This is a genomic window from Brevibacterium sp. CFH 10365, assembly GCF_009299785.1.
GTDB lineage: Bacteria > Actinomycetota > Actinomycetes > Actinomycetales > Brevibacteriaceae > Brevibacterium > Brevibacterium limosum.
This window is the reverse complement of the sequence record NZ_VIGO01000006.1, coordinates 11,981-36,081: the sequence shown is the minus strand read 5'-3', so window position 1 is coordinate 36,081 and position 24,101 is coordinate 11,981. Positions and strand designations below refer to the sequence as shown.

23 protein-coding genes are annotated in these 24,101 nt (G+C 64.5%); 13 read left to right on the top strand and 10 right to left on the bottom strand.

What is annotated here, in order from left to right; all coding sequences use genetic code 11:
* Positions 1 to 7: 7 nt before the first annotated feature.
* From FHG09_RS12925 to FHG09_RS12905, 5 genes are all read right to left on the bottom strand, one after another.
* Complete coding sequence (locus FHG09_RS12925; RefSeq protein ID WP_227492749.1) at positions 8 to 448, bottom strand: hypothetical protein; 441 nt, start codon at positions 446 to 448, stop codon at positions 8 to 10.
* Entirely contained in the window at positions 445 to 1,548 is a 1,104-nt protein-coding gene (locus tag FHG09_RS12920) for an adenosine deaminase (RefSeq protein WP_152348353.1), read from the bottom strand. Before FHG09_RS12920 ends, FHG09_RS12925 begins: the two co-directional genes overlap by 4 nt.
* 35 nt (positions 1,549 to 1,583) lie before the next feature.
* On the bottom strand, positions 1,584 to 2,747 hold the full coding sequence (locus tag FHG09_RS12915) for a BMP family ABC transporter substrate-binding protein (RefSeq protein WP_152348085.1): 1,164 nt from the start codon (positions 2,745 to 2,747) through the stop codon (positions 1,584 to 1,586).
* A gap of 38 nt (positions 2,748 to 2,785) precedes the next feature.
* Positions 2,786 to 3,958, bottom strand: coding sequence for an amidohydrolase (locus FHG09_RS12910; RefSeq protein ID WP_152348084.1), 1,173 nt, complete (start codon positions 3,956 to 3,958; stop codon positions 2,786 to 2,788).
* A 219-nt stretch (positions 3,959 to 4,177) separates the two neighbouring features.
* Positions 4,178 to 5,287: a mannose-1-phosphate guanylyltransferase gene (locus FHG09_RS12905; protein WP_152348083.1), complete on the bottom strand. Its 1,110-nt coding sequence runs from the start codon at positions 5,285 to 5,287 to the stop codon at positions 4,178 to 4,180.
* A gap of 344 nt (positions 5,288 to 5,631) precedes the next feature.
* On the opposite strand from FHG09_RS12905, the gene sdhC reads away from it, so the two are divergent.
* From sdhC to FHG09_RS19840, 6 genes are all read left to right on the top strand, one after another.
* Positions 5,632 to 6,009 (top strand): succinate dehydrogenase, cytochrome b556 subunit, encoded by a 378-nt coding sequence (sdhC, locus tag FHG09_RS12900; protein WP_081770431.1) that lies wholly within the window; start codon positions 5,632 to 5,634, stop codon positions 6,007 to 6,009.
* Position 6,010: 1 nt separating this feature from the next.
* The gene (locus FHG09_RS12895) at positions 6,011 to 6,460 is read left to right on the top strand and encodes a succinate dehydrogenase hydrophobic membrane anchor subunit (RefSeq protein WP_025778711.1); all 450 of its coding nucleotides are present in this window, start codon (positions 6,011 to 6,013) and stop codon (positions 6,458 to 6,460) included.
* A gap of 9 nt (positions 6,461 to 6,469) precedes the next feature.
* Complete coding sequence (sdhA, locus tag FHG09_RS12890) at positions 6,470 to 8,230, top strand: succinate dehydrogenase flavoprotein subunit (RefSeq protein WP_152348082.1); 1,761 nt, start codon at positions 6,470 to 6,472, stop codon at positions 8,228 to 8,230.
* Positions 8,230 to 9,018 carry a succinate dehydrogenase iron-sulfur subunit gene (locus FHG09_RS12885; RefSeq protein ID WP_039209761.1) on the top strand — a complete coding sequence of 263 codons (789 nt, stop codon included), beginning with the start codon at positions 8,230 to 8,232 and terminating at the stop codon, positions 9,016 to 9,018. Before sdhA ends, FHG09_RS12885 begins: the two co-directional genes overlap by 1 nt.
* Before the next feature lie 362 nt (positions 9,019 to 9,380).
* Entirely contained in the window at positions 9,381 to 10,607 is a 1,227-nt protein-coding gene (locus tag FHG09_RS12880; RefSeq protein ID WP_152348081.1) for a D-alanyl-D-alanine carboxypeptidase family protein, read from the top strand.
* A gap of 328 nt (positions 10,608 to 10,935) precedes the next feature.
* Positions 10,936 to 11,106: a hypothetical protein gene (locus tag FHG09_RS19840; RefSeq protein ID WP_166823217.1), complete on the top strand. Its 171-nt coding sequence runs from the start codon at positions 10,936 to 10,938 to the stop codon at positions 11,104 to 11,106.
* Positions 11,107 to 11,335: 229 nt separating this feature from the next.
* Here FHG09_RS19840 and nrdF read toward each other — a convergent pair whose 3' ends face one another.
* From nrdF to nrdH, 4 genes are all read right to left on the bottom strand, one after another.
* The gene (nrdF, locus tag FHG09_RS12875; protein ID WP_152348080.1) at positions 11,336 to 12,307 is read right to left on the bottom strand and encodes a class 1b ribonucleoside-diphosphate reductase subunit beta; all 972 of its coding nucleotides are present in this window, start codon (positions 12,305 to 12,307) and stop codon (positions 11,336 to 11,338) included.
* A 146-nt stretch (positions 12,308 to 12,453) separates the two neighbouring features.
* Positions 12,454 to 14,580, bottom strand: a complete 2,127-nt coding sequence (gene nrdE, locus FHG09_RS12870; protein WP_227492789.1) for a class 1b ribonucleoside-diphosphate reductase subunit alpha — start codon at positions 14,578 to 14,580, stop codon at positions 12,454 to 12,456.
* Between the two features lie 5 nt (positions 14,581 to 14,585).
* Positions 14,586 to 14,999: a class Ib ribonucleoside-diphosphate reductase assembly flavoprotein NrdI gene (gene nrdI, locus FHG09_RS12865; RefSeq protein ID WP_152348078.1), complete on the bottom strand. Its 414-nt coding sequence runs from the start codon at positions 14,997 to 14,999 to the stop codon at positions 14,586 to 14,588.
* Between the two features lie 2 nt (positions 15,000 to 15,001).
* Positions 15,002 to 15,247 (bottom strand): glutaredoxin-like protein NrdH, encoded by a 246-nt coding sequence (nrdH, locus tag FHG09_RS12860; protein ID WP_025778731.1) that lies wholly within the window; start codon positions 15,245 to 15,247, stop codon positions 15,002 to 15,004.
* Positions 15,248 to 16,013: 766 nt separating this feature from the next.
* Here nrdH and FHG09_RS12855 point away from each other — a divergent pair.
* The 7 genes from FHG09_RS12855 to FHG09_RS12825 all read left to right on the top strand — a co-directional run bounded on the left by FHG09_RS12855 (position 16,014) and on the right by FHG09_RS12825 (position 22,545).
* Positions 16,014 to 17,009 (top strand): AAA family ATPase, encoded by a 996-nt coding sequence (locus FHG09_RS12855; protein ID WP_152348077.1) that lies wholly within the window; start codon positions 16,014 to 16,016, stop codon positions 17,007 to 17,009.
* A 12-nt stretch (positions 17,010 to 17,021) separates the two neighbouring features.
* Positions 17,022 to 17,906 carry a DUF58 domain-containing protein gene (locus tag FHG09_RS12850; protein WP_152348076.1) on the top strand — a complete coding sequence of 295 codons (885 nt, stop codon included), beginning with the start codon at positions 17,022 to 17,024 and terminating at the stop codon, positions 17,904 to 17,906.
* Entirely contained in the window at positions 17,893 to 18,345 is a 453-nt protein-coding gene (locus FHG09_RS12845) for a hypothetical protein (protein ID WP_166823205.1), read from the top strand. The genes FHG09_RS12850 and FHG09_RS12845 overlap by 14 nt, the downstream gene beginning before the upstream one ends.
* Complete coding sequence (locus FHG09_RS12840) at positions 18,336 to 19,310, top strand: vWA domain-containing protein (protein ID WP_152348075.1); 975 nt, start codon at positions 18,336 to 18,338, stop codon at positions 19,308 to 19,310. Before FHG09_RS12845 ends, FHG09_RS12840 begins: the two co-directional genes overlap by 10 nt.
* On the top strand, positions 19,307 to 20,512 hold the full coding sequence (locus tag FHG09_RS12835; protein WP_152348074.1) for a vWA domain-containing protein: 1,206 nt from the start codon (positions 19,307 to 19,309) through the stop codon (positions 20,510 to 20,512). Before FHG09_RS12840 ends, FHG09_RS12835 begins: the two co-directional genes overlap by 4 nt.
* The gene (locus FHG09_RS12830; RefSeq protein ID WP_152348073.1) at positions 20,509 to 21,291 is read left to right on the top strand and encodes a tetratricopeptide repeat protein; all 783 of its coding nucleotides are present in this window, start codon (positions 20,509 to 20,511) and stop codon (positions 21,289 to 21,291) included. The genes FHG09_RS12835 and FHG09_RS12830 overlap by 4 nt, the downstream gene beginning before the upstream one ends.
* Before the next feature lie 69 nt (positions 21,292 to 21,360).
* Positions 21,361 to 22,545, top strand: coding sequence for a histidinol-phosphate transaminase (locus FHG09_RS12825; RefSeq protein WP_152348072.1), 1,185 nt, complete (start codon positions 21,361 to 21,363; stop codon positions 22,543 to 22,545).
* Here FHG09_RS12825 and FHG09_RS12820 read toward each other — a convergent pair.
* On the bottom strand, positions 22,542 to 23,963 hold the full coding sequence (locus tag FHG09_RS12820; RefSeq protein ID WP_152348071.1) for a helix-turn-helix domain-containing protein: 1,422 nt from the start codon (positions 23,961 to 23,963) through the stop codon (positions 22,542 to 22,544). The two genes, FHG09_RS12825 and FHG09_RS12820, sit on opposite strands and share 4 nt — an antisense overlap.
* Positions 23,964 to 24,101 lie beyond the last annotated feature (138 nt).

Below are 24,101 nucleotides of genomic sequence, written 5' to 3'. Positions count from 1 at the left end.
AGGCAGGTCAGTCGGTCAGAGCGCGGTTGTAGGCGTCGACGACGGCGGGCAGGAAGAAGCCCATGATCACGGCGATGGCGGTGACCAGGCAGGCCAGCCCCAGCCACAGGGAGCCGGCGATGACGCTGAAGGCGAAGACGATGACGAGCAGCTCGAAGGCGATCGCCGCCGGTCGCGCCCACCGGTGCAGACGCCAAGCGCCTCTGGCCGCGGCGCCGACTCCGGCCGCGAAGATGAGGAACATCACGGCCAGACCGATCAGCGACGTCGCCAGCGGACCCGCGGTGATCGCCGTGATGACGAACGACACCGCCGCCCCGATCAGGGCCAGCGCCTGAATGCCGAGGACGATCACGGGCAGCAGCATCGCCCGCGGGGTCGGAACGCCGTGCCCCTCAGGCTCCGGTGAAGGACTGGGCGCAGCGGCCCGGTCATCGCGTGAAGTCAAATGTTCACCCGGGCGAATCCGGGGATGAGGATCTCATCGAGCATGCGCTCACGCACGTCCAGCGGCAGGAAGGCAGCGGTCACGGCATTGACCGTCGCCCATTCGAGGTCGGTCTGGTTCCAGCCCGCCTCGTCGACGAGCAGACGCATCTCACGTGACACGGATGTGCCGGACATGAGCCGGTTGTCCGGGTTGATGGTGACCGCGAAGCCCAGATCCTTCAGACCGGTGATCGGGTGGCTGGCGATGGTGCCGCCGATGTCGGTCTGCAGGTTGGAGCTCGGGCACAGTTCGAGCGGGATCTGCTGGTCGAGGACCCAAGCGGCGAGGCTGCCGAGCTGACCCTGACCGTCGACGATGTCCATGTCCTCGACGATGCGAGCACCATGGCCCAGACGCTGGGCATGGCAGATGGTGACCGCCTCGTGGATGGATTCCTTGCCGGCAGCCTCGCCGGCATGGATCGTCACCGGCACATACGCCTGGTGCAGGGCGTTGAAGGCGGAGAGGTGCGACGACGGCGGGAAGCCGTTCTCGGGCCCGGCGATGTCGAAGCCGACGACACCGGAATCCGCTCCCTTCTCGCGGTGGCGGATTGCCAGTTCGGCGATCGCCAGCGAGTTGTCGGCCTGACGCATGGCCGTGATGAGCTGACCGACGCGGATGTACTTGCCGTCGGATGCGGCTTCGGAGACACCGGCCTCAAGACCGTCCTGGACGGCTTCGACGACGGCGTCGAGTTCGAGTCCGCCTTCGAGGTGCTGTTCGGGTGCCCACCGGGCTTCGGCGTAGAACACTCCGTCGGCCACTTGGTCGAGTACCCATTCCTTGGCCACGCGGCGCAGGTTGTCCTCGCTCTGCATGACCGCGACGGTGTGCGAGAACGTCTCGAGGTAGCGGACCAGGTCACCGGAGTTCGCGGACTCAGAGAACCACCGGCGCAGCGATTCGGCATCGGCGGCGGGCAGGGTGTGGCCGATCGAGTCGGCCAGTTCGATCATCGTCGACGGGCGCAGACCGCCGTCGAGGTGATCGTGGAGGGAGACTTTGGGCAGCTGCAGGATGGGGTCGTCCGATGCGACGCCGGCGGGTACATTCATCACCGTCTCAGCTTATCCGATGACGCGTGAGCCCCTCATCCTTTCTCCGGGTCGATCTCCCCGCTCTTGATCCGCTCCCGCAGGTCCGTGATTCCGCGCCCGGCGTCGGAGACACGGGAGAGGAATCCGTCCTCGGCGACGATGCGCACCCCGCCGTTGTCGAGGGTGCCCCGGTAGTGGCGGTCGGCGACGCGGAAGCCGCCGATCTCCTCGGGCCCGGTCTTCGGCGCGGGTGCCACCTCATCGGGGTTCTTGCTCTGCGGCCAATCGGGGAACATCGTGCGCAGTCCGCGGCGGACGTTCGGCTCCACGGTGGCCACGATCGTCTTGGAGAATCCGCCCGCGGTTCCGTACCAGACGATCTTCGGCAGGCTCGGCCTCTCCTCGCCGCCTTCGGGATCCTCGGTGGCCGTAGTCAGGTCAATGCGTTTCTCATCCGCCGAGGTGACCACACCCATCGCGGCGGCCGAACCGAAGGGGACGAGCACGTCGACGTCGTCGTCGAAGGACCGCTCGAAGTACTCCTCCCCCGCCCCGCGGGTATCGTCGATCGCCCGGGGCGAGCCGGTCGCCGAGGCGGACCCGCCCGAGGGACGGTACGACTCCGCTGTCGGCTGGTCCTCGTCCTTCTCCTTGTTGTACAGATCGACGCCGGCGTCGAAGGCGTCCGCAATGCGTGCGGACTGCGGGAATCCGTGCGAGACGACGACGCCGACCTTTCCCGTCTCCGAGGCCGTGGCCGCGGTGTAGCCGGCGATGAACGCCGGCGGGATGAGGTCGAAATCCATGCTCAGCACGTTCTTCGGCAGGTCGTCGGTGCCGCTGGAGACCCCGAGGAACAGATCGTCGGGGTGGGCCGCGGCGAAGTCCGCGAGTTCGTCCGCTCCGCCGGGCCCGATGACCGTGGTCAGTGCACAGTCATGTCTGTGCATCCGATCCAATGCCGCCGAGGTGGTCGACCCGCCCGACACGCGTTGACTCGAGGTGCCGGAGAAGACCCCGGCTCCGCGGGCCAGTTCCGTCTCCTCGAGGGTCAGCGCACCGGCGGAGTGATCGTCGAAGCCGGCCGGAGCCGAGACGAGGCAGCCCAGCCTCTCCTCCTCGAAGGCTTCGGGAGCAGTGACGGTGCAGCCGGTCAGCACCAGGGCGCTCACCGCGGCGAAGGCGGCGATGGAGGTGCTGCGGGCTCTGCGACTCATGGCATCTAGATTATCGGCCCGGCGCCTCGGCCGGATAATCAGCGATTGCGGTCGAGGACCTTGAGCGCGGTGGCCGTGAACACGCGGGCGGCGATTTCCACGGCACGTTCGTCGATGAGCAGATCACCTTGATGGATGTCGTAGGTGATGCCGCCGGGTGTGCGGGTGCCCAGGCGGATGAGCGCTCCCGGGCAGTGGGTGAGGTACCAGGCGAAGTCCTCCCCGCCCATCGACTGCGGGGTCAGCTGGACGGAGTTCTCGCCGAGCTCCCCGCGGACGGCGGATTCGATGAGGGTGACCTGGTCTTCGGTGTTGACCACCGGTGGGACGCCTCGGCGATGTTCGAGGTCGACCTCGACTCCGTAGGGACCGGCGATGCGATCGACGAGCTCGGGCAGCACCTCGGCGACCTGGTTCCAGCCGTCGACGTCGAGGCAGCGCAGGGTCCCGCGCAGGATCCCCTCGCTGGGGACGACGTTCGCGGCATGGCCGGCGCTGATCTCGCCCCACACCAGAGAGATCGCGTGCCTCGGGTCGATCAGACGGCCGAGGGTCGAGGGCAGGTCCGTGGCGAGTTTGCCGAGGGCGTAGACGAGGTCCTCGGTCAGGTGCGGACGCGAGGTGTGCCCGCCGTGACCGGACAGGCGGATGATGACGGTGTCACCGGCGGCGGTGATGGCGCCGATGCGTGAGCCGACCTTGCCGATGTCGACGTTCGGGTCGCAGTGGACGGCGTAGACCTCGGGCACCTCGTCGAGGACGCCTTGGGAGATCACGCGCAGCGCACCACCGGGGGTGACCTCCTCACCGGGCTGGAAGATCAGACGCACCCGTCCGCCGAGTCCGCCGGGCCGTGATTCATGGATCTTCTGCAGGGCGATGCCTGCACCGATGAGGGATGTCAGGTGGACGTCGTGGCCGCAGGCATGAGCGACGCCGGGAACGGTGGATCGGAATTGCTCATCGATGAGGTCGTCGACGGGCAGGGCGTCGATATCGGCCCGCAGTCCCACGGCCACCGGTCCCTCGCCGACGTCGCAGACGACTCCGGTGCCTTCGAGGCGCCGAGGCTGCAGGCCGGCGGCCTCGAGGCGGGCGACGATCTTGTCGGTGGTTTCGAACTCCTGGAAGGACAGTTCCGGATGGGCATGGATGTCGCGGCGGAAATCGATGAGTTCTGCACCGATCTCAGCGATTGTCGAGCTGATCACGTCGGGTCCTTCAGAGCGGGGAGGTCGGGGATGGGCGATGTCGGACATTTCAAGCAATGCTAGACACCCGATGTCATAAATGTGCCCATTGCGACCAATTTCGACATACTTCCCGCTTCGGTCCACGCACACCCCGAGGCGGCCGGTCGCCTCAGAGCCCCCGCGACCAGAGGGGCCCTTCAGGTCAGACTCCCCCGTTCCCCGAGGCGTCCGCGCGGTTCAGAGCAGTTCGTCGAGTCCGCGCTCACCGGCGACGGACACGGCCTTCTTCACGTCCTGAGCGTGCGAGCGGGAGGTGATGAGCAGTACGTCGTCGGTGTCGACGACGACGAGGTCTTCGAGTCCGACGATCGCCACGGTCCGCGGCCCTTCGGAGAACACGACTCCCGAGGCATCGACCTCGAGCAGGTCGGTGTTCCCGCCGATCGAGATCACGCCGCGCGGCTCCCCGGGCACCGGCTGGCGCAGTCGTGCCACCGAATCGAAGTCGCCGACGTCGTCCCAGCCGAAGTCGCCGGGGATGACGATGACGCGACCGGCCGCGGCCGCTGGTTCGGCCACCACATAGTCGATGGCTCGCTTCTCCAGTCCCGGCCACACGGCGCCGAGGACCTCGTCGTGGTCGGGGGTGTCCCAGGCCTGGGCGATCCGGGCGAGTCCGGAGTACAGGGCGGGGTCCTCCTCGGCGAGGATGTCGAGCAGGGAGGAGGCCTTGGCGATGAACATGCCGGCGTTCCAGCGGTAGCGTCCGGAATTCACATACTGACGAGCCGTGCTCGCCTCCGGCTTCTCCGCGAAAGCCCGAGCCCTGCGGGCCGTGGGCGCCCCGTCGAGTCCCAGCAGGTCACCGGTCTCGATATAGCCGTAGGCGGTGGCGGGATTGCGGGGCATGATGCCGATCGTGACGATGTCCCCGGTCTCTGCGGCGGCGACGGCCTGGTCGATGACGAGGCGGAATTCGTCGACGTTCGTGATCGAATGGTCGGCAGAGAACGAACCGACGATGGCCTCAGGGTCCTCGCGGGCGATGAGCATGGCGGCCAGTCCGATGGCGGCAGCGGAATCCTTCGGCGAAGGTTCGGTGATGATCTGGCCGCGTGCGATATGCGGCAGCTGCGCGGCGACCTGATCGAGGTGGCTCTCACCGGTCACCACCCAGACTCTGTCTTCGCCGACGATCGGCGCGACCCTGTCCCAGGTGGCCTGGATGAGGCTGCGACCGAGACCGAGGACATCGTGGAGGAACTTCGGCGTCGCCCGACGCGACAGCGGCCACAGGCGCGTTCCGGATCCGCCGGCGGGGATGATGGCGTGGAAGTGCGTGTTCACGATTTCAGTGTCTCAGAGTTCGGGCATGCCTTCCCCGAGGTTGCCCGCCGTGTCGGACGGGCCGATCCTCAGGTCTTCGGTGGGGAGATCCCCACCTCGGGGCCGCCTCGGTGATGGTTCGCCTGAGTTCCGGGCCGTCCAAGTCAGGCCGTGAACATAATCATTTAGCGCATACGGCTGTGATGTAATTGAAAATTCGTGAGACGGTGAATCCCAGTTTTGAGGGAATTGCCAGGGTTGTCGTGTGATCCGCGACGCTCAGCCGTGTCCCAACTGGCACGGAAGCGGTCTTCGGCGTAGTTTCTAGACGTACACACCCGAATATTCAAGATGGAGGATGCTCCGTGGCCAAAGCGTCTACGGGCACTCTGTACCGAGGAAACGAAGGAATGTGGTCCTGGGTCGCGCATCGCGTCACAGGCGTCGGAATCTTCTTCTTCCTTCTGGTCCACGTGCTCGATACTGCACTCGTCCGCGTCTCGCCCGAGGCCTACAACGCAGTGATCGGAACCTATAAGACACCGGTCATGGCATTCGGTGAGATCGCGCTCGTCGCCGCCATCGCATTCCATGCGTTCAACGGTCTGCGCGTCATTCTCGTCGATTTCTCGAAGAGTGGCCCGAAAAATCAGAAGAAGCTGTTCTGGGGAGTCATGGTTGTGTGGCTCATCATCATGATCGCCTTCATTCCCCGCCAGCTGATGCACACCTTCGGAGGCTGACATGAGCACAACATCGATTCCGGCCCCGCGGACCGGCTACTCCCGGCACAAATCCACGCGTTCGAAGTTCGAGATGTTCGCATGGCTGTTCATGCGCATCTCCGGCGTCGTCCTCGTCATCCTCATCTTCGGCCACCTGTTCGTGAATCTGTGGGCCGGCGACGGCGTCCAGGCCATCGACTTCGGCTTCGTCGCAGGCAAGTGGGCCAGTCCGTTCTGGCAGATCTGGGATCTGCTCATGCTGTGGCTGGCGATGCTGCACGGCACCAACGGTCTGCGCACCATCATCATGGACTACTCCGAGAAGCCCGGCACACGCATGTCCCTGCAGGTGATCCTCTACATCGCCTCGGTCATCGTCATCGTGCTCGGCACGCTCGTCATCTTCACGTTCGATCCCTGCCCGGCCGGAGCGGACCCATCGGTCCTGGCTGAGTTCTGCAAGGCCTAAAGGAGAAACATGCAGGTACATCATTACGACGTCGTCATCGTCGGTGCCGGCGGCGCCGGCATGCGTGCGGCGATCGAGTCGGGCCAGCGTGCCCGCACCGCCGTTCTCACCAAGCTCTACCCCACCCGCTCGCACACCGGCGCCGCCCAGGGCGGCATGTGCGCCGCACTGGCGAATGTGGAAGAGGACAACTGGGAATGGCACACCTTCGACACCGTCAAGGGCGGTGACTACCTCGTCGACCAGGACGCCGCCGAGGTGATGGCCAAGGAAGCCATCGACGCCGTCCTCGACCTCGAGAAGATGGGGCTGCCGTTCAACCGCACCCCCGAGGGCAAGATCGACCAGCGTCGCTTCGGCGGACACACCCGCGACCACGGCAAGTCCGCCGTGCGCCGCTCCTGCTACGCCGCCGACCGCACCGGTCATATGATCCTCCAGACCCTGTACCAACAGTGCGTCAAGCACGGCGTGGAGTTCTACAACGAGTTCTACGTCCTCGACCTCGTCATGACCGAGGTCGACGGGGTCAAGCGCCCTGCCGGCGTCGTGTCCTACGAACTGGCCACCGGTGAGATCCACGTCTTCCAGGCCAAGTCGGTCGTCTTCGCCACCGGCGGTGTCGGCAAGGTCTTCAAGACCACCTCGAACGCCCACACCCTGACCGGTGACGGCATGGCCGTGACCTACAACCGCGGCATTCCGCTGGAGGACATGGAGTTCTTCCAGTTCCACCCCACAGGCCTCGCCGGCCTGGGCATCCTGCTGTCCGAGGCGGCCCGTGGTGAGGGCGGAATCCTGCGCAACTCCGAGGGTGAGCGCTTCATGGAGCGCTACGCCCCCACGATCAAGGACCTCGCCCCGCGTGACATCGTGGCCCGTTCGATGGCCAACGAAGTCCGTGAAGGCCGCGGCTGCGGACCGAACAAGGACTACGTCCTGCTCGACCTCACTCACCTCGAGCCCTCGCATATCGACGAGAAGCTGCCCGACATCACCGAGTTCGCTCGCACCTACCTCGGTGTCGAGCCCTACACGGAGCCGGTGCCCGTCTTCCCGACCGCGCACTACGCGATGGGCGGCGTGCCGACGAACATCAAGGCCGAGGTGCTCGCCGACAACGACAACGTCATCCCCGGCCTCTACGCAGCCGGTGAGGTCGCCTGCGTGTCCGTGCACGGTTCGAACCGTCTGGGCACGAACTCGCTGCTCGACATCAACGTCTTCGGCAAGCGCGCCGGCATCGCCGCCGCGGAATACGCGAAGACCGCCGAGGTCGTCGATCTGCCGGAGAACCCGGAGACCGAGGTCGTCGAGATGCTCGAGAAGATGCGCACCTCGGACGGCACCGAACGCATCGCCGCCATCCGCAAGGACCTGCAGGACCTCATGGACGCCAACGTCCAGGTGTTCCGCACCGACGAGACTCTCCGGTCTGCTCTGGACGAGATCGCGAAGCTGCGCGAACGCTACAACAACGTCGGCATCCAGGACCGCGGCAAGCGCTACAACCTCGATCTGCTCGAGGCCGTCGAGCTCGGCTTCCTGCTCGAGCTCGCCGAGGTCATCTCTGTCGCTGCGATCCACCGCAAGGAATCGCGTGGAGGACACTTCCGCGAGGACTTCCCGGATCGTGACGACGAGAACTTCATGCACCACACGATGACCTACCTCGATCCCGAAGCGGAGACCGACGGCATCAAGGGCATGCGTCTGGAGACGAAGCCCGTCATCGTCACCCGTTACCAGCCGATGGAGCGTAAGTACTGATGAGCACCGATACCACCCCAGAGCCAGCGTCGAAGATCGACCTGCCCACGCATGTGTCAGGCGAAGGCGGAACCATCCCGTCCTTCGACTGCACCTTCCGGATCGCCCGTTTCGACCCCGAGGTCGACTCGGAGCCGCACTGGGAGGAATACAACGTCACGATGTACGGCACCGACCGTGTGCTGGATGCTCTCCACAAGATCAAGTGGGAGATCGACGGCTCGCTGTCCTTCCGCCGGTCCTGCGCCCACGGCGTCTGCGGTTCCGATGCGATGCGCATCAACGGCCGCAACCGCCTGGCCTGCAAGACGCTGCTCAAGGACCTCGACACGTCCAAGACGATCACCGTCGAGGCGATCAAGGGCCTTCCGCTCGAGAAGGACATGATCGTCGACATGGAGCCCTTCTTCCAGTCGTACCGCGAGGTCATGCCGTTCCTCGTCACCTCGGGACACGAGCCCACGCGTGAGCGTCTGCAGTCGGCCGAACAGCGTGCGGCCTTCGACGACACCACGAAGTGCATCCTCTGCGCTGCGTGCACCTCGTCGTGCCCCGTGTTCTGGACCGACGGCCAGTACTTCGGTCCGGCCGCGATCGTCAACGCGCACCGTTTCATCTTCGATTCGCGTGACGAAGGCGGAGACATGCGCCTCGAGGTCCTCAACGACAAGGAAGGCGTGTGGCGCTGCCGCACCACCTTCAACTGCACCGAGGCCTGCCCTCGCGGCATCGAGATCACCAAGGCCATCGCCGAGGTGAAGCAGGCGATCCTCCAGCGCGCGTTCTGATCGCGTCAGCCTGAGTCAGACTGCAGCGGCCCCGCACCACATGGTGCGGGGCCGCTTTCGTCTGTGCCGATTGCACGGGAGCTGCCGCCTCGGTGGGAGGGGTGCCGCCTCGACGGCATTCCGACCGGGTTTCGGTACACATTTCTCTCAAGTGCACAGCGAGCAACCTGAGTAGTCCGGAAGAATCTGTGCCAAAAACTCATTCGAGCCGATGGGAGGGCACCTCTGCAGCTGGGGATGCCTCGGTGAGTGCCGCCACGGTAGGTGCCGCCTCAGGGACAGGTGGTCCGCCTCGGTGCTGGTTCGTCCCGGTGAGGGAAACCTGAGGACGCGTCGAGTGCGGCGAAAGTAGACTGGGGCGCATGCGCTTCACCCGCTCGACAGCTTCCTCACCACGCGCCCTGGCCCTGAGCGTCCTCGGCATCGTCGCCGCACTGCTGGTGCTCGCCGCCCAGCTCGTCCACTCCCCCGCACCCGCGCAGGCGGTGCCCCAGCCGGCAGAGTCGACAGCACCGGCGTATGTCAGCCCCGACGACCTCGGTGATGGTGCGAAGGCGCCGAAGCCGACAGGCACGTCGTGGCTCGTGGGCGACCTCGACTCCGGGGAGCTGCACGTGGCCAAGAACGTGGAGAAACGGCACGCTCCGGCCTCGACGATCAAGCTGCTCACAGCTCTGGCGCTCGTCGACGAGTTCGATGACAAGAAGAAGAAAGTGACCGCCGAGTTCGAGGACATGGAAGTCGATGGGACGAAGGTCGGTCTCATGCAGACGAACAAGTACTCCATCGATCTGCTCTTCCACGCGATGCTGATGTCGAGTGCCAATGATGCGGCGAATGCTCTGGGTCGAGCCGCCGGTGGGCAGGACAAGGCCGTGAAGCTGATGAACGAGAAGGCCGCGGAACTGGGCCTGTCGAACACGCAGGCGAAGAACACCTCCGGTCTGGATGCGAAAGGCCAGTACACGAGCGCTGAAGACCTCATGAAGCTCGCGTGGGCGGTGTGCGAGGACGACTACCTGATGAAGGTCATCGGGACGGAGACCTATAAGTTCCCGGGCGGGAAGAACCCGCAGACGAAAGAGAAGTTCAAGGGCTACGAGATCCAGAATCACACGAAGATCGTCGGCCAGGTCGATGGCGGGCTCGGACTGAAGAACGGGTTCACCCGGGCTGCGAAGGGCTCGTACGTGGCCGTGGCCGAACGCGATGGACACCGCGTGGTTGCGACGATGCTCGGAATCGACAACAACTCCCGACAGGTCGCCACGGACCTGCTCGAATGGGATTTCGCGCAGAAGGACCCGAAATCGCTGCAGACTGTTCCCGTAGGGGTCCAGGCCACCGCCGAGGCGGACCCGACCGCCACGGGAAGCTCGAGTGATGCCGGTGGCGCCGAATCGGATTCGAGTGGCGAGACCGCACCCGAGGAATCAGAGGAGTCGGAGGAGTCGATGACTTCCCAGACCGTCGGTGTGGCTCTGGACAATCCCCTTGCGCTCGGCCTCCTGGCCGGCGGGATCGTGCTGTTCATCATCACCGTGGTGCTCTGGCTGCGAGTCCGGGCGCGGATGCGGGGGCGACGATAAGGGAAATCAGGGCCGCCTCGGCGAGAGTTCAGCGAACCTGACTCGAGGTCTCTGAACTCGGGTGGACAACCCGAGCATGGGCGCGCTATGATTGTTCTTTGCGTTCGAAGTTGTCCGCGTTCATCGAACCGATCGTTGCGTTGCTCCTGACGACTAGCTTTTGAAGTCGTAGGCCCCGATCGTGGTTCGACTTTGCAGATGAATGTTCCGGACACTGTGTCTCTTCGAATCGCAGATCCCCATGGCGATCACCCAATCGCCGACTTGAGAACCTGAAGAATAGCGCGCGTCGTTGCCTGCTATTCACAACTGAAGAAAGGAGGGAACCATGTCTGAGTTCCCACAGTGGGTCCAGCGCGGACTCGCACACGCAGGAATGATCGATCCCCGGATCAGCCACCAGGCTCCCGGCGAGATCACGATCGAGGACGCGACCGGTCGCCTCGTGCTGTTCACCGGCTCCTCGCTGCGTGAGATCACGCCGATGGCCGCCGCCTGACTCGACGACGGTCACCCTGCTCTGCAGGGATCAGGTTTGCCCACGCGGGCCGGTCTGATCCGCACTGATTGAGAAGACGCCCACTTGCTGCCGGGTTTTAAGCAGCAGGTGGGCGTCTGTCATTCACGGCCGCATCGATCGCGGCACATACGCTCATGACCAATGCCGAAACGGCCCAACCGAGCTTGTTTGCCCGGTTGGGCCGTTTCGGCATCTGTGGTGCGAGAACTCAGAAGTCCCAGTCGTCGTCCTCGGTGTTCTCGGCCTTGCCGATGACATAGGACGAACCCGAACCGGAGAAGAAGTCGTGGTTCTCATCGCTGCCGGGTGAGAGCGCCGCGAGGATGGCCGGGTTGACCTTCGTGACCTCCTTGGGGAACATCGCTTCGTAGCCGAGGTTCATCAGCGCCTTGTTGGCGTTGTAGTGGAGGAACATCTTGCAGTCCTCGGCCAGACCCACCGAATCGTAGATGTCGTGGGTGTACGCGACCTCGTTCTCGTAGAGCTCGAACATGAGGTTCATCGTGTAGTCCTTGAGCTCCTGCTTACGCTCCTCGGACTGCGACTCCAGACCCTTCTGGTACTTGTAGCCGATGTAATAGCCGTGCACAGCCTCGTCGCGGATGATCAGACGGATGAGGTCAGCGGTGTTCGTCAGTTTCGCGTGCGCCGACCAGTACATGGGCAGGTAGAAGCCGGAGTAGAAGAGGAACGACTCCAGCAGCGTCGAAGCGACCTTGCGCTTGAGCGGATCGTCACCCCGGTAGTAGCTGAGGATGATGTCGGCCTTGGACTGCAGGTACTTGTTCTCACGCGACCAGCGGAAGGCCTCGTCGATCTCCTTCGTCGAGCACAGGGTCGAGAAGATCGAGGAGTAGGACTTCGCGTGCACGCTCTCCATGAACGCGATGTTCGTCAGCACTGCCTCCTCGTGCGGGGTCACCGCATCCGGGATGAGCGAGATCGCACCGACGGTTCCCTGGATCGTGTCGAGCAGAGTCAGACCGGTGAACACGCGCATCGTCAGCGTCTTCTCGTCGTCGGTCAGAGTCGCCCAGGACTGGATGTCGTTGCTCAGCGGGACCTTCTCCGGCAGCCAGAAGTTGCCGGTCAGGCGATCCCAGACCTCATCATCGATCGGATCGACGACACGGTTCCAGTTGATGGCATCGACATGCGATGCCAGAGTCAGATTCTCCAACGCTTTCTCTCTTCCCAAAGTGTTGTTCGTCGTGAACACGAGTTGTCTGCGCAGCAGACGAAAGTCATGTGAGCGGGCCCGTCCGGCGGCATGGGGCCCGCACGAAGCCGGCGGACCGATTCACATCGGTCCGCCGATTCCATTGATCAGAGCATGCAGGAAACGCAGCCTTCGACCTCCGTGCCCTGCAGAGCGAGCTGCCGGAGCCGGATGTAGTAGATGGTCTTGATTCCCTTGCGCCAGGCGTAGATCTGCGCCTTGTTGATGTCACGTGTGGTGGCGGTGTCCATGAAGAACAGCGTCAGCGACAGCCCCTGGTCCACGTGCTTCGTGGCCTCGGCGTACGTGTCGATGATCTTCTCGTAGCCGATCTCGTAGGCATCCTGGTAGTACTCGAGGTTGTCGTTGTCCATGAAGGGAGCCGGGTAGTACACACGACCGACCTTGCCCTCCTTGCGGATTTCGATCTTCGAGGCCACCGGGTGGATCGACGAGGTCGAATTGTTGATGTACGAGATCGAACCGGTCGGCGGCACGGCCTGGAGGTTCTGGTTAAAGATGCCGTGCTCGGCCACTTGAGCCTTGAGCTCGCGCCAGTCGTCTTGCGTCGGGATGTGCACGTTCGCTTCGGAGAACAGCTCGGCCACACGAGTAGTGCGCGGCTGCCAGACCTCATCGGTGTACTTGTCGAAGTATTCGCCGGTGGCGTACTTCGACCGCTCGAACCCGGCGAAGGTCTCACCGCGCTCCTTCGCGATCTCCATCGACGCCCGCACACAGTGGTAGGCGACGGTGTAGAAGTACATGTTCGTGAAGTCCAGGCCCTCATCGGAACCGTAGTAGATGTGCTCACGAGCCAGGTAGCCGTGGAGGTTCATCTGTCCCAAGCCGATGGCGTGCGACATGTCGTTGCCGCGTGCGATCGAGGGCACGGACTGGATGTCCGAGGTCTCGGCGACGGCGGTGAGCCCGCGGATCGCGGTCGCGATGGTCTGACCGAAGTTGTTCGAGTCCATCGTCAGAGCGATATTGAGCGAACCGAGGTTGCAGGAGATGTCCTTGCCGACGACGTCGTAGCCGAGGTCATCGTCGTACTTGCTGGGTTCGGAGACCTGGAGGATCTCCGAGCACAGGTTCGACATGATGATCTTCCCGTCGATGGGGTTCGCCTTGTTGACGGTGTCCTCGAACATCACGTACGGATACCCGGACTCGAACTGGATCTCGGCCAGAGTCTGGAAGAACTCGCGGGCGTTGATCTTCTTCTTCTTGATCGCCGCGTTGTCGACGAGCTCGGTGTACTTCTCGCTGACGTTGATGTCGGAGAAGGGCACACCGTAGACGCGCTCGACGTCATAGGGGCTGAAGAGGTACATGTCCTCGTTGCGCTTGGCCAGTTCGAAGGTGATGTCGGGGATCACAACGCCCAGGGACAGGGTCTTGATCCGGATCTTCTCATCGGCGTTCTCGCGCTTGGTGTCGAGGAACTTGTAGATGTCGGGGTGGTGGGCGTGCAGGTACACGGCGCCGGCGCCCTGGCGTGCTCCGAGCTGGTTGGCGTAGGAGAACGAGTCTTCGAGCAGCTTCATGACGGGGATGACGCCGGAGGACTGGTTCTCGATCTTCTTGATCGGGGCACCGGACTCACGGATGTTCGTCAGAGCGAAGGCCACACCGCCGCCGCGCTTGGACAGCTGCAGAGCGGAGTTGATGGAGCGGCCGATCGACTCCATATTGTCTTCGATGCGCAGCAGGAAGCAGGAGACGAGCTCACCGCGCTGCCTCTTGCCGGCGTTGAGGAACGTCGGGGTGGCCGGCTGGAAACGACCGGAGATGATCTCGTCGACGAGCTGGGTGGCCAGCGTCTCGTCTCCGCGAGCCAGGAACAGAGCGACCATGACGACGCGGTCCTCGAAGCGTTCGAGGTAGCGCTTTCCGTCGAAGGTCTTCAGCGTGTAGGAGGTGTAGAACTTGAATGCGCCGAGGAAAGTCTGGAAGCGGAACTTCTGATCATAGGCGCGCGTCGACAGCTGCTCGATGAACTCGAAGGAATACTGCTGAAGGACCTCGGGTTCGTAGTAGTCCTTCTCGACGAGGTAGTCGAGCTTCTCCTTGAGGTTGTGGAAGAAGACGGTGTTGTTGTTCACGTGCTGCAGGAAGTACTGCCGGGCAGCCTGCTTGTCACGCTCGAACTGGATCCTGCCGTCCTCGTCGTACAGGTTCAGCATCGCGTTGAGCGCGTGGTAATCCAGATCCGTCTCTTCACGGATGATGTCCTCTACATTGCGGTCTTCAGCGAGCTCGCGCACAGTTTGTCCAATCCTTGGTTAACAGCGTCGACATCCTCCTGAGTGCCCAGGAGTTCGACTCGATACATGAGGGGTACTTGGCACTTTGCCGCGACTTTGTGGGCCGCGCGGCAGTAGTCCTCGCCGAAGTTCGTGTTTCCGGCGCCGATGACACCGACCAGATGGCGCCGGTTCTCTTCGACATTGAGGAATTTGATGACTTGTTTGGGAACAGCCCCGCGATTGCGACCGGCCCCGTAGGTGGGGGTGACGAGAACGAATGGCTCATCCACTCGCAGCGTCGGCTCCTTGGTCAACGTCGGCAACCGCACTGCCGGGTGACGCAGCTTCGCAACGAAGCGATGCGTGTACTCGGAGTTGGCAGAGAAGTAGACCAGCAGCATTGTCAGGCCACGACGGAAGCTGACTGCTCGCCGGTGAGGGTGGCGATCTTGTCCGGGCGGAAGCCCGACCAGTGGTCGTTGTCGGTGACGACGACGGGAGCCTGCATGTAGCCCATGGCCTTGACGACGTCGAGGGCGTTCTCGTCGACGCTGAGATCGACCGACTTGTACTTCAGGCCCTTGGCGTCGAGAGCACGGTAGGTGGCGTTGCACTGGACGCAAGCTGGCTTGGTGTACACGGTGATCATGACGACTCCTTCATTCTGCTGTGCAGTTCGGCATTCTGATGGCTGTGACCGTGCCCCGTCAACTGCTCGATCATGATGAATATCACGAGCCGCAGGCTCAGGGGTGACCACTAGATGTTGTGTTCGGGTTAGACCTTACCCCTATATCCAGTGTTACACCAGTGTCATTTGAACGTTCCACACCCTGTGTCGTCACCGTCCACAATCGTCCACAGGCTGTGAACGACACTCGTGTAGTTCCATCACCTGCGCGGACGCTGACATCGGCGGCTCCCGAGCCGATTTTCCGCCTGTTCTCCGCGGACGTTTTCCACCGCTTTCCACAGGAAAAATTTTTGCCTGTGGGCATGTCGGCCAGCCCTCGATCGACGATTCCGAACTGCTTCGTGCGGAGCCGGTCACGTCGAGGTGGAGGCGATGATCACATCGCCGCGCAGCCTTCGTGCCAGCCGGGTCGGCCGCCTCGGTGACGGTGAACTTCTCCGGATACGACCGGGATCCTTTACGCTGCCTCCTTCCGTTCCTCTGCCTATCCCGTCGACGCTACAGCTCGGCCCTGACATGAGATGGCCCCGCCGTGAACGGTGGGTGGCCGACCGTCGCCGGAGGGATGGGGCGCTGACGTGTGTGTCAGCACTGCAACGTCGACGGCTGTTCCATGTCAGTGCCAGCCAATATGCTGGAGACCACACGAATGCACCATTTCGCGTGATCGAACGACCACAGTGACACCGAGCGACCAGTGACACCGAAAGACTGAGGGACCATGACGGCAACGGCACCGGCGAACACGCAGGAGATCGCGCACGCACAGACGATCCTCAAGGCCCTGGAGTCCTACCTCGACCATTTCGTCGTCGGCCAGCAGCGGCTGCGCGAATCCCTGCTCATCGGGCTCCTCTCCAGCGGTCACCTGCTGCTGGAGAGCGTGCCGGGCCTGGCGAAGACCACGGCGGCCGCCGCTCTGGCCAATGCCGTGGACGGAAAGTTCTCCCGCATCCAGTGCACCCCGGATCTGCTGCCGGCCGACATCATCGGCTCGCAGATCTACAACGCGCATGAGGGTTCGTTCAACACCGTGCTCGGTCCGGTGCATGCGAACATCGTCCTCCTCGACGAGATCAACCGGTCGTCGGCGAAGACCCAGTCGGCGATGCTCGAGGCCATGCAGGAGAAGCAGACGACGATCGGCGGCAAACGCTTCGAACTCCCCCGCCCCTTCCTCGTCATGGCCACACAGAACCCGATCGAGCAGGAAGGCACCTACCAGCTGCCCGAAGCTCAGCTCGACCGGTTCATGATCAAGGATCTGCTCACCCACCCGAGTCCCGGTGAGGAGGTCGAGATCCTCTCCCGCCTCGACTCCGGGGTCTTCGACAGGGATTCGGTGCCCGATCCGGCCTGCACGCTCGACGACGTCGTGACCATGCAGCGCTATGCCCGCACCGTCTACATCGACCCGGCCATCACCCGTTACCTCGTCGAACTCGTCCACGCCACGCGCAATACGGCGAAGTACCTCGGCCGGTTCGCCCCATACATCGAATACGGCGCCAGCCCGCGTGCCTCCATCGCCTTCACGAACGCCGGGCGGGCGCTGGCGATGATCCGCGGTCGCAACTACGTCATCCCCGAAGACATCAAGGACCTCGCCCACCGGGTGTTGGCCCACCGCATCCAACTGGGCTTCGAAGCCGCCGCCGAGAACATCACGAGCGCCCAGATCGTCGATGCCCTCCTCATGGCCGTGCCCACCCCCTGATCGGCGATACCGATGACTGTCCTGCTCAATCGCATCAAGGCGCGGATGACCATCCACGCCCACCGGCGGACCCGGCGCCTCCTCGACGGCGACTACTCCTCGGTCTTCCACGGCCACAGCCTCGACTTCGACGACCTGCGCGACTACATCCCCGGTGACGAGATCCGCGATATCGACTGGAAAGCCACCGCCAGGCACACCGAACCTCTGGTCAAACGCTATGTCGCCCACCGTCGGCACATCCTCGGACTCGTCGTCGACACCTCCCGGAACTTCGACGCCGTCACCTCCGCCGGAGCAGACAAACGCCACCTGGCCATCCTCATGGCCGGGATGGTCGGCTACCTCGCCGTCCGCCACGCAGACGACGTCATGCTCATCCACGGACACGCCGACCACACCACCGCATCCCCGCGGAAAGGCAGCGAAGCCCACCTCGAACACCTCCTGCAGCAGATCCTCGCCGAGACCGGCAGCACCTCCCCCGGATCGATCAACACCCAGCTGCAGTGGATCACCAGCCATATCAAGCATCGGATGCTCCTGGTCGTCATCTCCGATCAGGCTCCGCTGGGGTCCGAGGCCGAAGCGACGATCCGACGGCTGCGCGCCCAGCACGAGGTCCTGTGGATCACGATCACCGACGCGGACCTCGCCGGACTGCCGGCCGCCTCGGCGCCGTTCGACGTCGCCCGACGCGACCATGGGCTGCCGACCTCGGTGATGTCGAAACCCGAGGTCAGGCAGGAATTCGCCCTCGCCGAGGCGGCCCGCCGTCAGCAGCGCATCGATCTCCTCGCGAAGCTGGGGATCGCCCATATCGAAATCGATCATCCGAAGTCGGCGCTCGGCCGGCTCCACACTCTTCTGCTGAGGCATCGCCGTGGGCCCCGCTGAACTGATCGGGCCCCTGGAGGTCTCACCGGCGTGGTACGTGGCGGCCTGCCTCGTGCTGCTGCTGGTGCTCGGAAACTTCTTCGCCCCGCTCTTCCGCGCTGCCGCCGGGGCCACCACATCGGCCGGACCGCGCATCCCGATTCCCGTGCGCAGCACCTACCTCTCCCGCATCAGCGCAGTGGAGACGGACTTGAGCGCGGAGTCGGCGGACGTGCGCGAATCGGCACAGCAGCTGGCGACGATCGTGCGCGAATTCGCCCATGATGCGTGGGGTGTCAAGGCCGAGCATCTGACCTACCGTGATGCGGCCGTCGCCGGTCTCGACGACCTTGCCGACTGCCTGCTCGGTCTCTACGAGGCGGAGTTCGCCGAGTCCGAACCGGCCGGTCTGCAGCCGCAGATCGCCGAGGCTCGGAAGCTGGTGGCGCGATGGTCCTGATGTTCTGGTGGCTGGCGCTCATCCTCCTGGCCCTCGCCGCAGCCGCAGTCTTCTGGTTCCGTCGGCCGAAGTCGACGGAGTCCTCGCTGGCCGTGGCCCACAGCGGGCGGATGACCAGCCTGCCGAGTTTCCGTCGGGCCATGCGCAGACGGCTGGTCACCACGGTCGCCCTCCTCGGCGTCATCGTGCTCACCGGACTCTCCGCACTCGCGGGAATTGCGCGCCCGGCTTGGGTCGAGACGGTCAACCCGGAGCGGAAGATGCGTGATGTCATGCTCTGCCTCGACGTGTCGGGGTCGATGCTCGGCTACGATGCCGATCTGCTCGAGTCCTATCAGGAACTCGTCGACCGCTTCGACGGCGAACGCATCGGTCTGACCGTGTTCAATGCCACCGCGGTCTCCGCGTTCCCGCTCACCGACGACTACGACATGGTCCAGAACTTCCTCTCCGAAGCCGAGGAGGGGTTCCGCACCTGGGGTGCCGAGGGCACCGACTACTCATGGTCGACCTCACCTCCGAACATCGGCGGCTCCTCCCTCATCGGCGACGGGCTCGTCAGCTGCGTCGACAACTTCGACCGGAAGGACGAGGAACGGTCCCGGTCGATCATCTTCGCCACCGACAATATGCTCGCCGGTGATCCGCTGTTCGAACTCAACGAAGCCGCCGATATCGCCGTCGACGCGAACGTCCGCGTCTACAGCCTCTCCCCTCCCTCGGTGCTCACGACCACCCAGACGAAGGAGCTGCGTTCCGTGTCCGACCGCACCGGCGGCGAACAGTTCGATATGGGCTCGGCCTCGACGATCGACCGCATCGTCGAAGAGATCCAGAGCCAGGAAGCGGCGAACACACCCGGACGTTCGTACACGATCGTCCACGATATGCCGGTGATCCCGCTCGGAATCGCCGTCTTCGGCCTCGCCGGAGTGTTCGTGCTGGCGTGGAGGACGAAATCATGATCTTCGATCCCGTCTTCTCCTGGTTCGGCTGGGGCTTCGTCGTCCTCGCCCTGCTCACCGTGTGCATCATCCCGGCCATCCGCGGCGACGGAGCGCGCTGGAAGTGGTTGGCTCGGATGGGCGTCGTCGCCGTGCTCGCTGTCGCACTGGCGCGTCCGGGCATCCCGATCAAGTCGTCGACCGAGGAATACGAGGCGCGTGCCGATGTGTACTTCGTCGTCGACGTCACGACGTCCATGGCCGCCGAGGACTTCGACGGGGACAAGACCCGCCTCGAAGGGGTCAAGGAGGACATGCTCGAGCTCGCTGACGCCTTCCCCGGTACCCGGCTGAGCATCATCACCTTCGCCTCGACCGCAGCCACCGTGATGCCGCTGACGACCGATCATGCCGCTTTCGCCTCCGCCGTCGATGTCCTCGACCCCGAGTCGTCCCTGAACTCCAATGGGTCATCGATCACCGAGGCCGGTGAGGAGCTCGAGAAGCGGATGACCTCGAACGATGAAGACCGTCCGGAGAACGAGAACGTCGTGTTCTACTTCGGCGACGGTGAGCAGACGGTGTCGGAGACCCCCGATTCGTGGTCGTCCTTCGCCCCCCGCATCGACAGCGGAGCCGTATTCGGATACGGCACCGAAGAGGGCGGGAAGATGCGCGACCGTCAGCCGTTCGGCTACGGCTCCGGTGTCGGCAATCCCGGCAATGCTCCCGGTCTCGGAGACCCCGACGACACCACTGACGGTCAGGCACCGCCCGAATACATCCAGGACCGCAACGGCAACCCGGGGGTCTCGAAGATCGACGAGGGCAACCTGCGCCAGATCGCCTCGGACCTCGGCGTCGATTACCACCATCGCGACGGAAACGGTGCGATCTCCAGCGTCTACACCGCGCCGAAATACGATCAGGCTCTGGTGAAGAAGGACGGCCGGGTCACCGTCGACGAATACTATTGGGTCCCGCTCATCCTCGTCTTCGCGTGGATCGCCGTGGAACTCGTCTTCGGAGTCCGCGAATATCTTCGTCTCAAGGCGATCACCCCGAAGCGCCCTCGCCGAGGCGGCCCACCCGGTCCCGGCGGCCCGGTGCCCCACCAGCGGGTGCCGGTGGGAATTCCGTCCCAGCCAGGGCCTGCCCCATCGGTACCCGACCAGCCAGGGCCTGCTCCGTCGGTGTCCGACCAGCAGGGAGGTCCGCAATGAACCGCGTGAAGAATCTGTGGTCACGGCTGCGCCGGATCACGAAGATCAACCTCATCCTCGGCACGATCTTCGCCCTGGTGTTCGGCTATATCGCGGTGGCCACGTACTTCGGGACCGCCTCGCAGATCCGATACACGTCGAATGACTTCCCCGGAGCGAAGAAGGCGGCGACGGCGTTCCTTCGGGTCAGCCCGGTCCAACGTCATATCGGCTACTTCAATCGCGGCACCGCCGAGGCGGCCGTCGGCGATTTCGATGCGGCCCAAGCCGATCTCGAAGCCGCACTGGAGATCGCTCCGACCTCGGCCGAATGCGCGGTGCGGATCAATCTGTCCTATGTCTATGAGAAGCAGGCGGACCAGATCGCCTCGCAGGACCCCGATCAGTCGCAGGAGCTCTACGACCGTTCGCTGAAGACCCTCGAGGACGCTCCCGAGGAATGCCAGCCGAAGAAGAGCGAAGAGAAGCAGAAGAGCAGCCAGGCGAAGGAGCGCGTCGAGGACAAGAAGCAGGGCGAGAAGGCCAAGGAAGAGGGAACCGACGACAGCGATTCAGAGAACGAGGATTCGAAGGATCAGGACTCGGAGGACGACAAGTCCTCCGGCGGAGAGAGCCAGGACCCCGGCGAAGAGGAGAAGCCGGACGATTCCTCGGGCAAGTCCGACCGTGAGAAGAAACGTGACGAACTGGAGAAGCGCCGTGAGGACTCCGAACGGCAGCAGCGCCAGCAGGGTCCCGGCGGCGACGGCGGCCGGTCGACCCCGGAGAAACCCTGGTGATCGTCAGCGAGTGCGCCTGATCGCTCCGGCGGTGGCGGCAGCACAGATCCCCTGTGACATCATGAGTCCATGAACGACTCCGACCCCGCTGCTTCAGATTCTGCTTCCACCTCCGCGCCCCGGACTACGTCCTCGGGCGCATCCGGCTCCACCGCTTCGGCGTCCGCACCCTCCGCACCGTCACCGCGTCTGCGGGCGGCTTTGGAGACGTTCCCGCCCTATATTCCAGGCAAGCCTCCCCGCCGAGTCGAGGGCCTGGAGTCGTTCAAACTCTCCTCGAACGAGAACTATCTGCCTCCCCTGCCGGCGGTCCTCGACACCATGGTCGCCCATGCGACGAACCCCGCCCTCTACCCCGACGATGCGGCGCTGGCGCTGCGTCAGGGACTGGCCGAACGCCTCGGTGTCGGGCTCGATCAGCTCGTCGTCACCACCGGTGCCAGCGAACTGCTCGTCGCCCTGACCCAGATCACCTCGGACGCCACCACCGAGGCGATCTATCCGTGGCCGTCGTTCGAGATGTATCCGCAGATCACCGGACTCGTCGGTTCCACGCGCCATGAGGTGCCGCTGACGGCGGAGGGGCGACACGACCTCGACGCGATGGCGGCGGGGATCACGGACCGCACCAGCCTCATCATCCTGTGCTCACCGAACAATCCGACCGGTCCGGTGCTGCGCGATGACGAGGTGCGAGCTTTCCTCGACAAGGTGCCTGCCCATGTCCTCGTCGCCCTCGACGAAGCGTACTGGGAGTTCGCCACAGCACCCGGACGCGCGGACGGTCTGAGTCTTGTCCGCGACTATCCGAATCTCGTTCTCCTGCGCACCTTCTCCAAGGCGCACGGGCTCGCCGGCCTGCGCGTCGGCTACGCCGTCGCCCACCCACCGGTGATCGAAGGACTGCTCAAAGCCGTCATCCCCTTCGGTGTCACCGACCTCAGCCAGGCTGCCGCCCTCGAATCCCTCCACCACTGGGACGAGGTGCTCGACCGAGCCGCCCGGATCGGTCAGGCCCGCGACGCCTTCGCCGATGCCCTCCGTCAGCAGGGATGGGACGTGCCCGAAGCCCAAGCGAACTATGTGTGGTTGCCGCTGGGTGAGAAGTCCTCAGCGTTCGAAGACGCCTGCGTCGAACAGGCCGTGGCAGTACGCAACCTCGGTGCCGGTGTGCGCATCAGCATCGGCGAACCAGAAGCCCTCGACCGTGTCCTCGAGATCGCAGAGCGGTTCCGCACCGAACACTGCGCTTAGAGTTCGGCGAGCTCGAGGGCCATCGACACCGCCTGCACGGTTTCGGCGCGGGAGAGGTCACGGCCGAGCAGCTTCTCGATCTTCGCCAACCGCGCCCGCACCGTATGACGGTGGACTCCCAGCTCAGCGGCGATGCGCTCCCGTGCCCCGGACGCTGAGATGAAGACCCGCAGAGTCTCCAGCAGCTCCTGACCGCCGCGTGCCCGGAAGAGTTCGCCGAGGACCCGATCGACGAAACGGTCGGCGGCCTCCTCATCGACCGCGGACAGCAGCGCTCTGACCTCCGAGGCCTCTGACTCATGCTGAGTCCGCCACAGCATCCACGTGTGGTGGAGCTGCCCCAGCGGCAGCCGCTTCTCCGTAAGCGTGTCCAGGCCGGTGACCTCGGCGGCCTTCGCCACCAGCTCATCCAGCCCGCGCTCCTGCGCACCGACGACTCCGAGCAGCGAACCTGTGCGGGTGAGCAGGCTCCGACCGACGATATCTGCGATGAGACGTTCGGCGATGTCCCCGCGGACCCCGCCGAAGATGTGCATCCCCACCGTCGCCACCGGGGCCAGCCCCGTCGCCCGTGTCCATTCCTCGCGGGCCGCGTCGCCACTGAGATCGGTGTCGAACAGCGGTGAACGACCGGAGGGAACGGGCAGATCTGTCAGCGACATCGCCAACAGTGCCGAAGCGGTCGAGAGCAGCAGGGCACGCGTCTTCGGAGACCCGGCCGCCTCGGCGGGGGTGAGTATCCACCCGAGCGGATGATCACCCCCGATCGGAACGGCCTCGACGATCCGCGAACCGGTGCGGATCAGGCGGGGCCCCGACGTCGATTTCAACGACTCCTCGATGAGCGCCGAACGCACATCTGCCTCGGCGTCGTCCCCGCTCAACGCCCTGCCGGTGGGAGAGACGAACCGGACCGGCGCCTCCAGCGTCTGCGCCAGATCGGCCACCAGTGCCGCGGGGCCCTCGCCTGCCAGAGCGGTCGCGAAGCGACGAGCGGCACTGCTCGCCCGGGTCAGCTCCCGGTTGGTCTCGGCCTCACGCATCCTGGTGAAGGCGTCGACGACTGCGACGAACGGCACGGGCTCGGGCACTCCGAACAGAGCCAGTCCCGCCTCCTCGGCGGCAGCGATGAGCCTCGGCGGGACCTGCTGCCACGGCAGGTCGGAGCCCAAACCGATGCCCAGGGCATGAACGCCGACGGCCTTGAGGCGGCGCACATAGTCCTCCACCGTGTCCCCGCCCAGGTCCTGACCGACTCCGATCGTCAGCAGCACCTCGCCGCCGGCGAGCCATTCATCGACCTCCGGCAGCTCAGAGGAGTGGACGATCGTGACCTCCTGGACCGCGGCAGTCGGCGAATCGACGATGACCTCGAGCGCAAGCTCTGTGCGCGACCAGATCTGTTCCAGTGTGACCATGCACCCGATTCTATCCACCCTGGACAGCGTCGACTTCAAATGGTCCGACCTGGATATCGGTGTTGTGTGGGCCACGTCCTAGGCTGAGGAGCAAGACCTCCGGCCCGTCCGGGTCGGGTCAGCCGCCACGACGAAGGA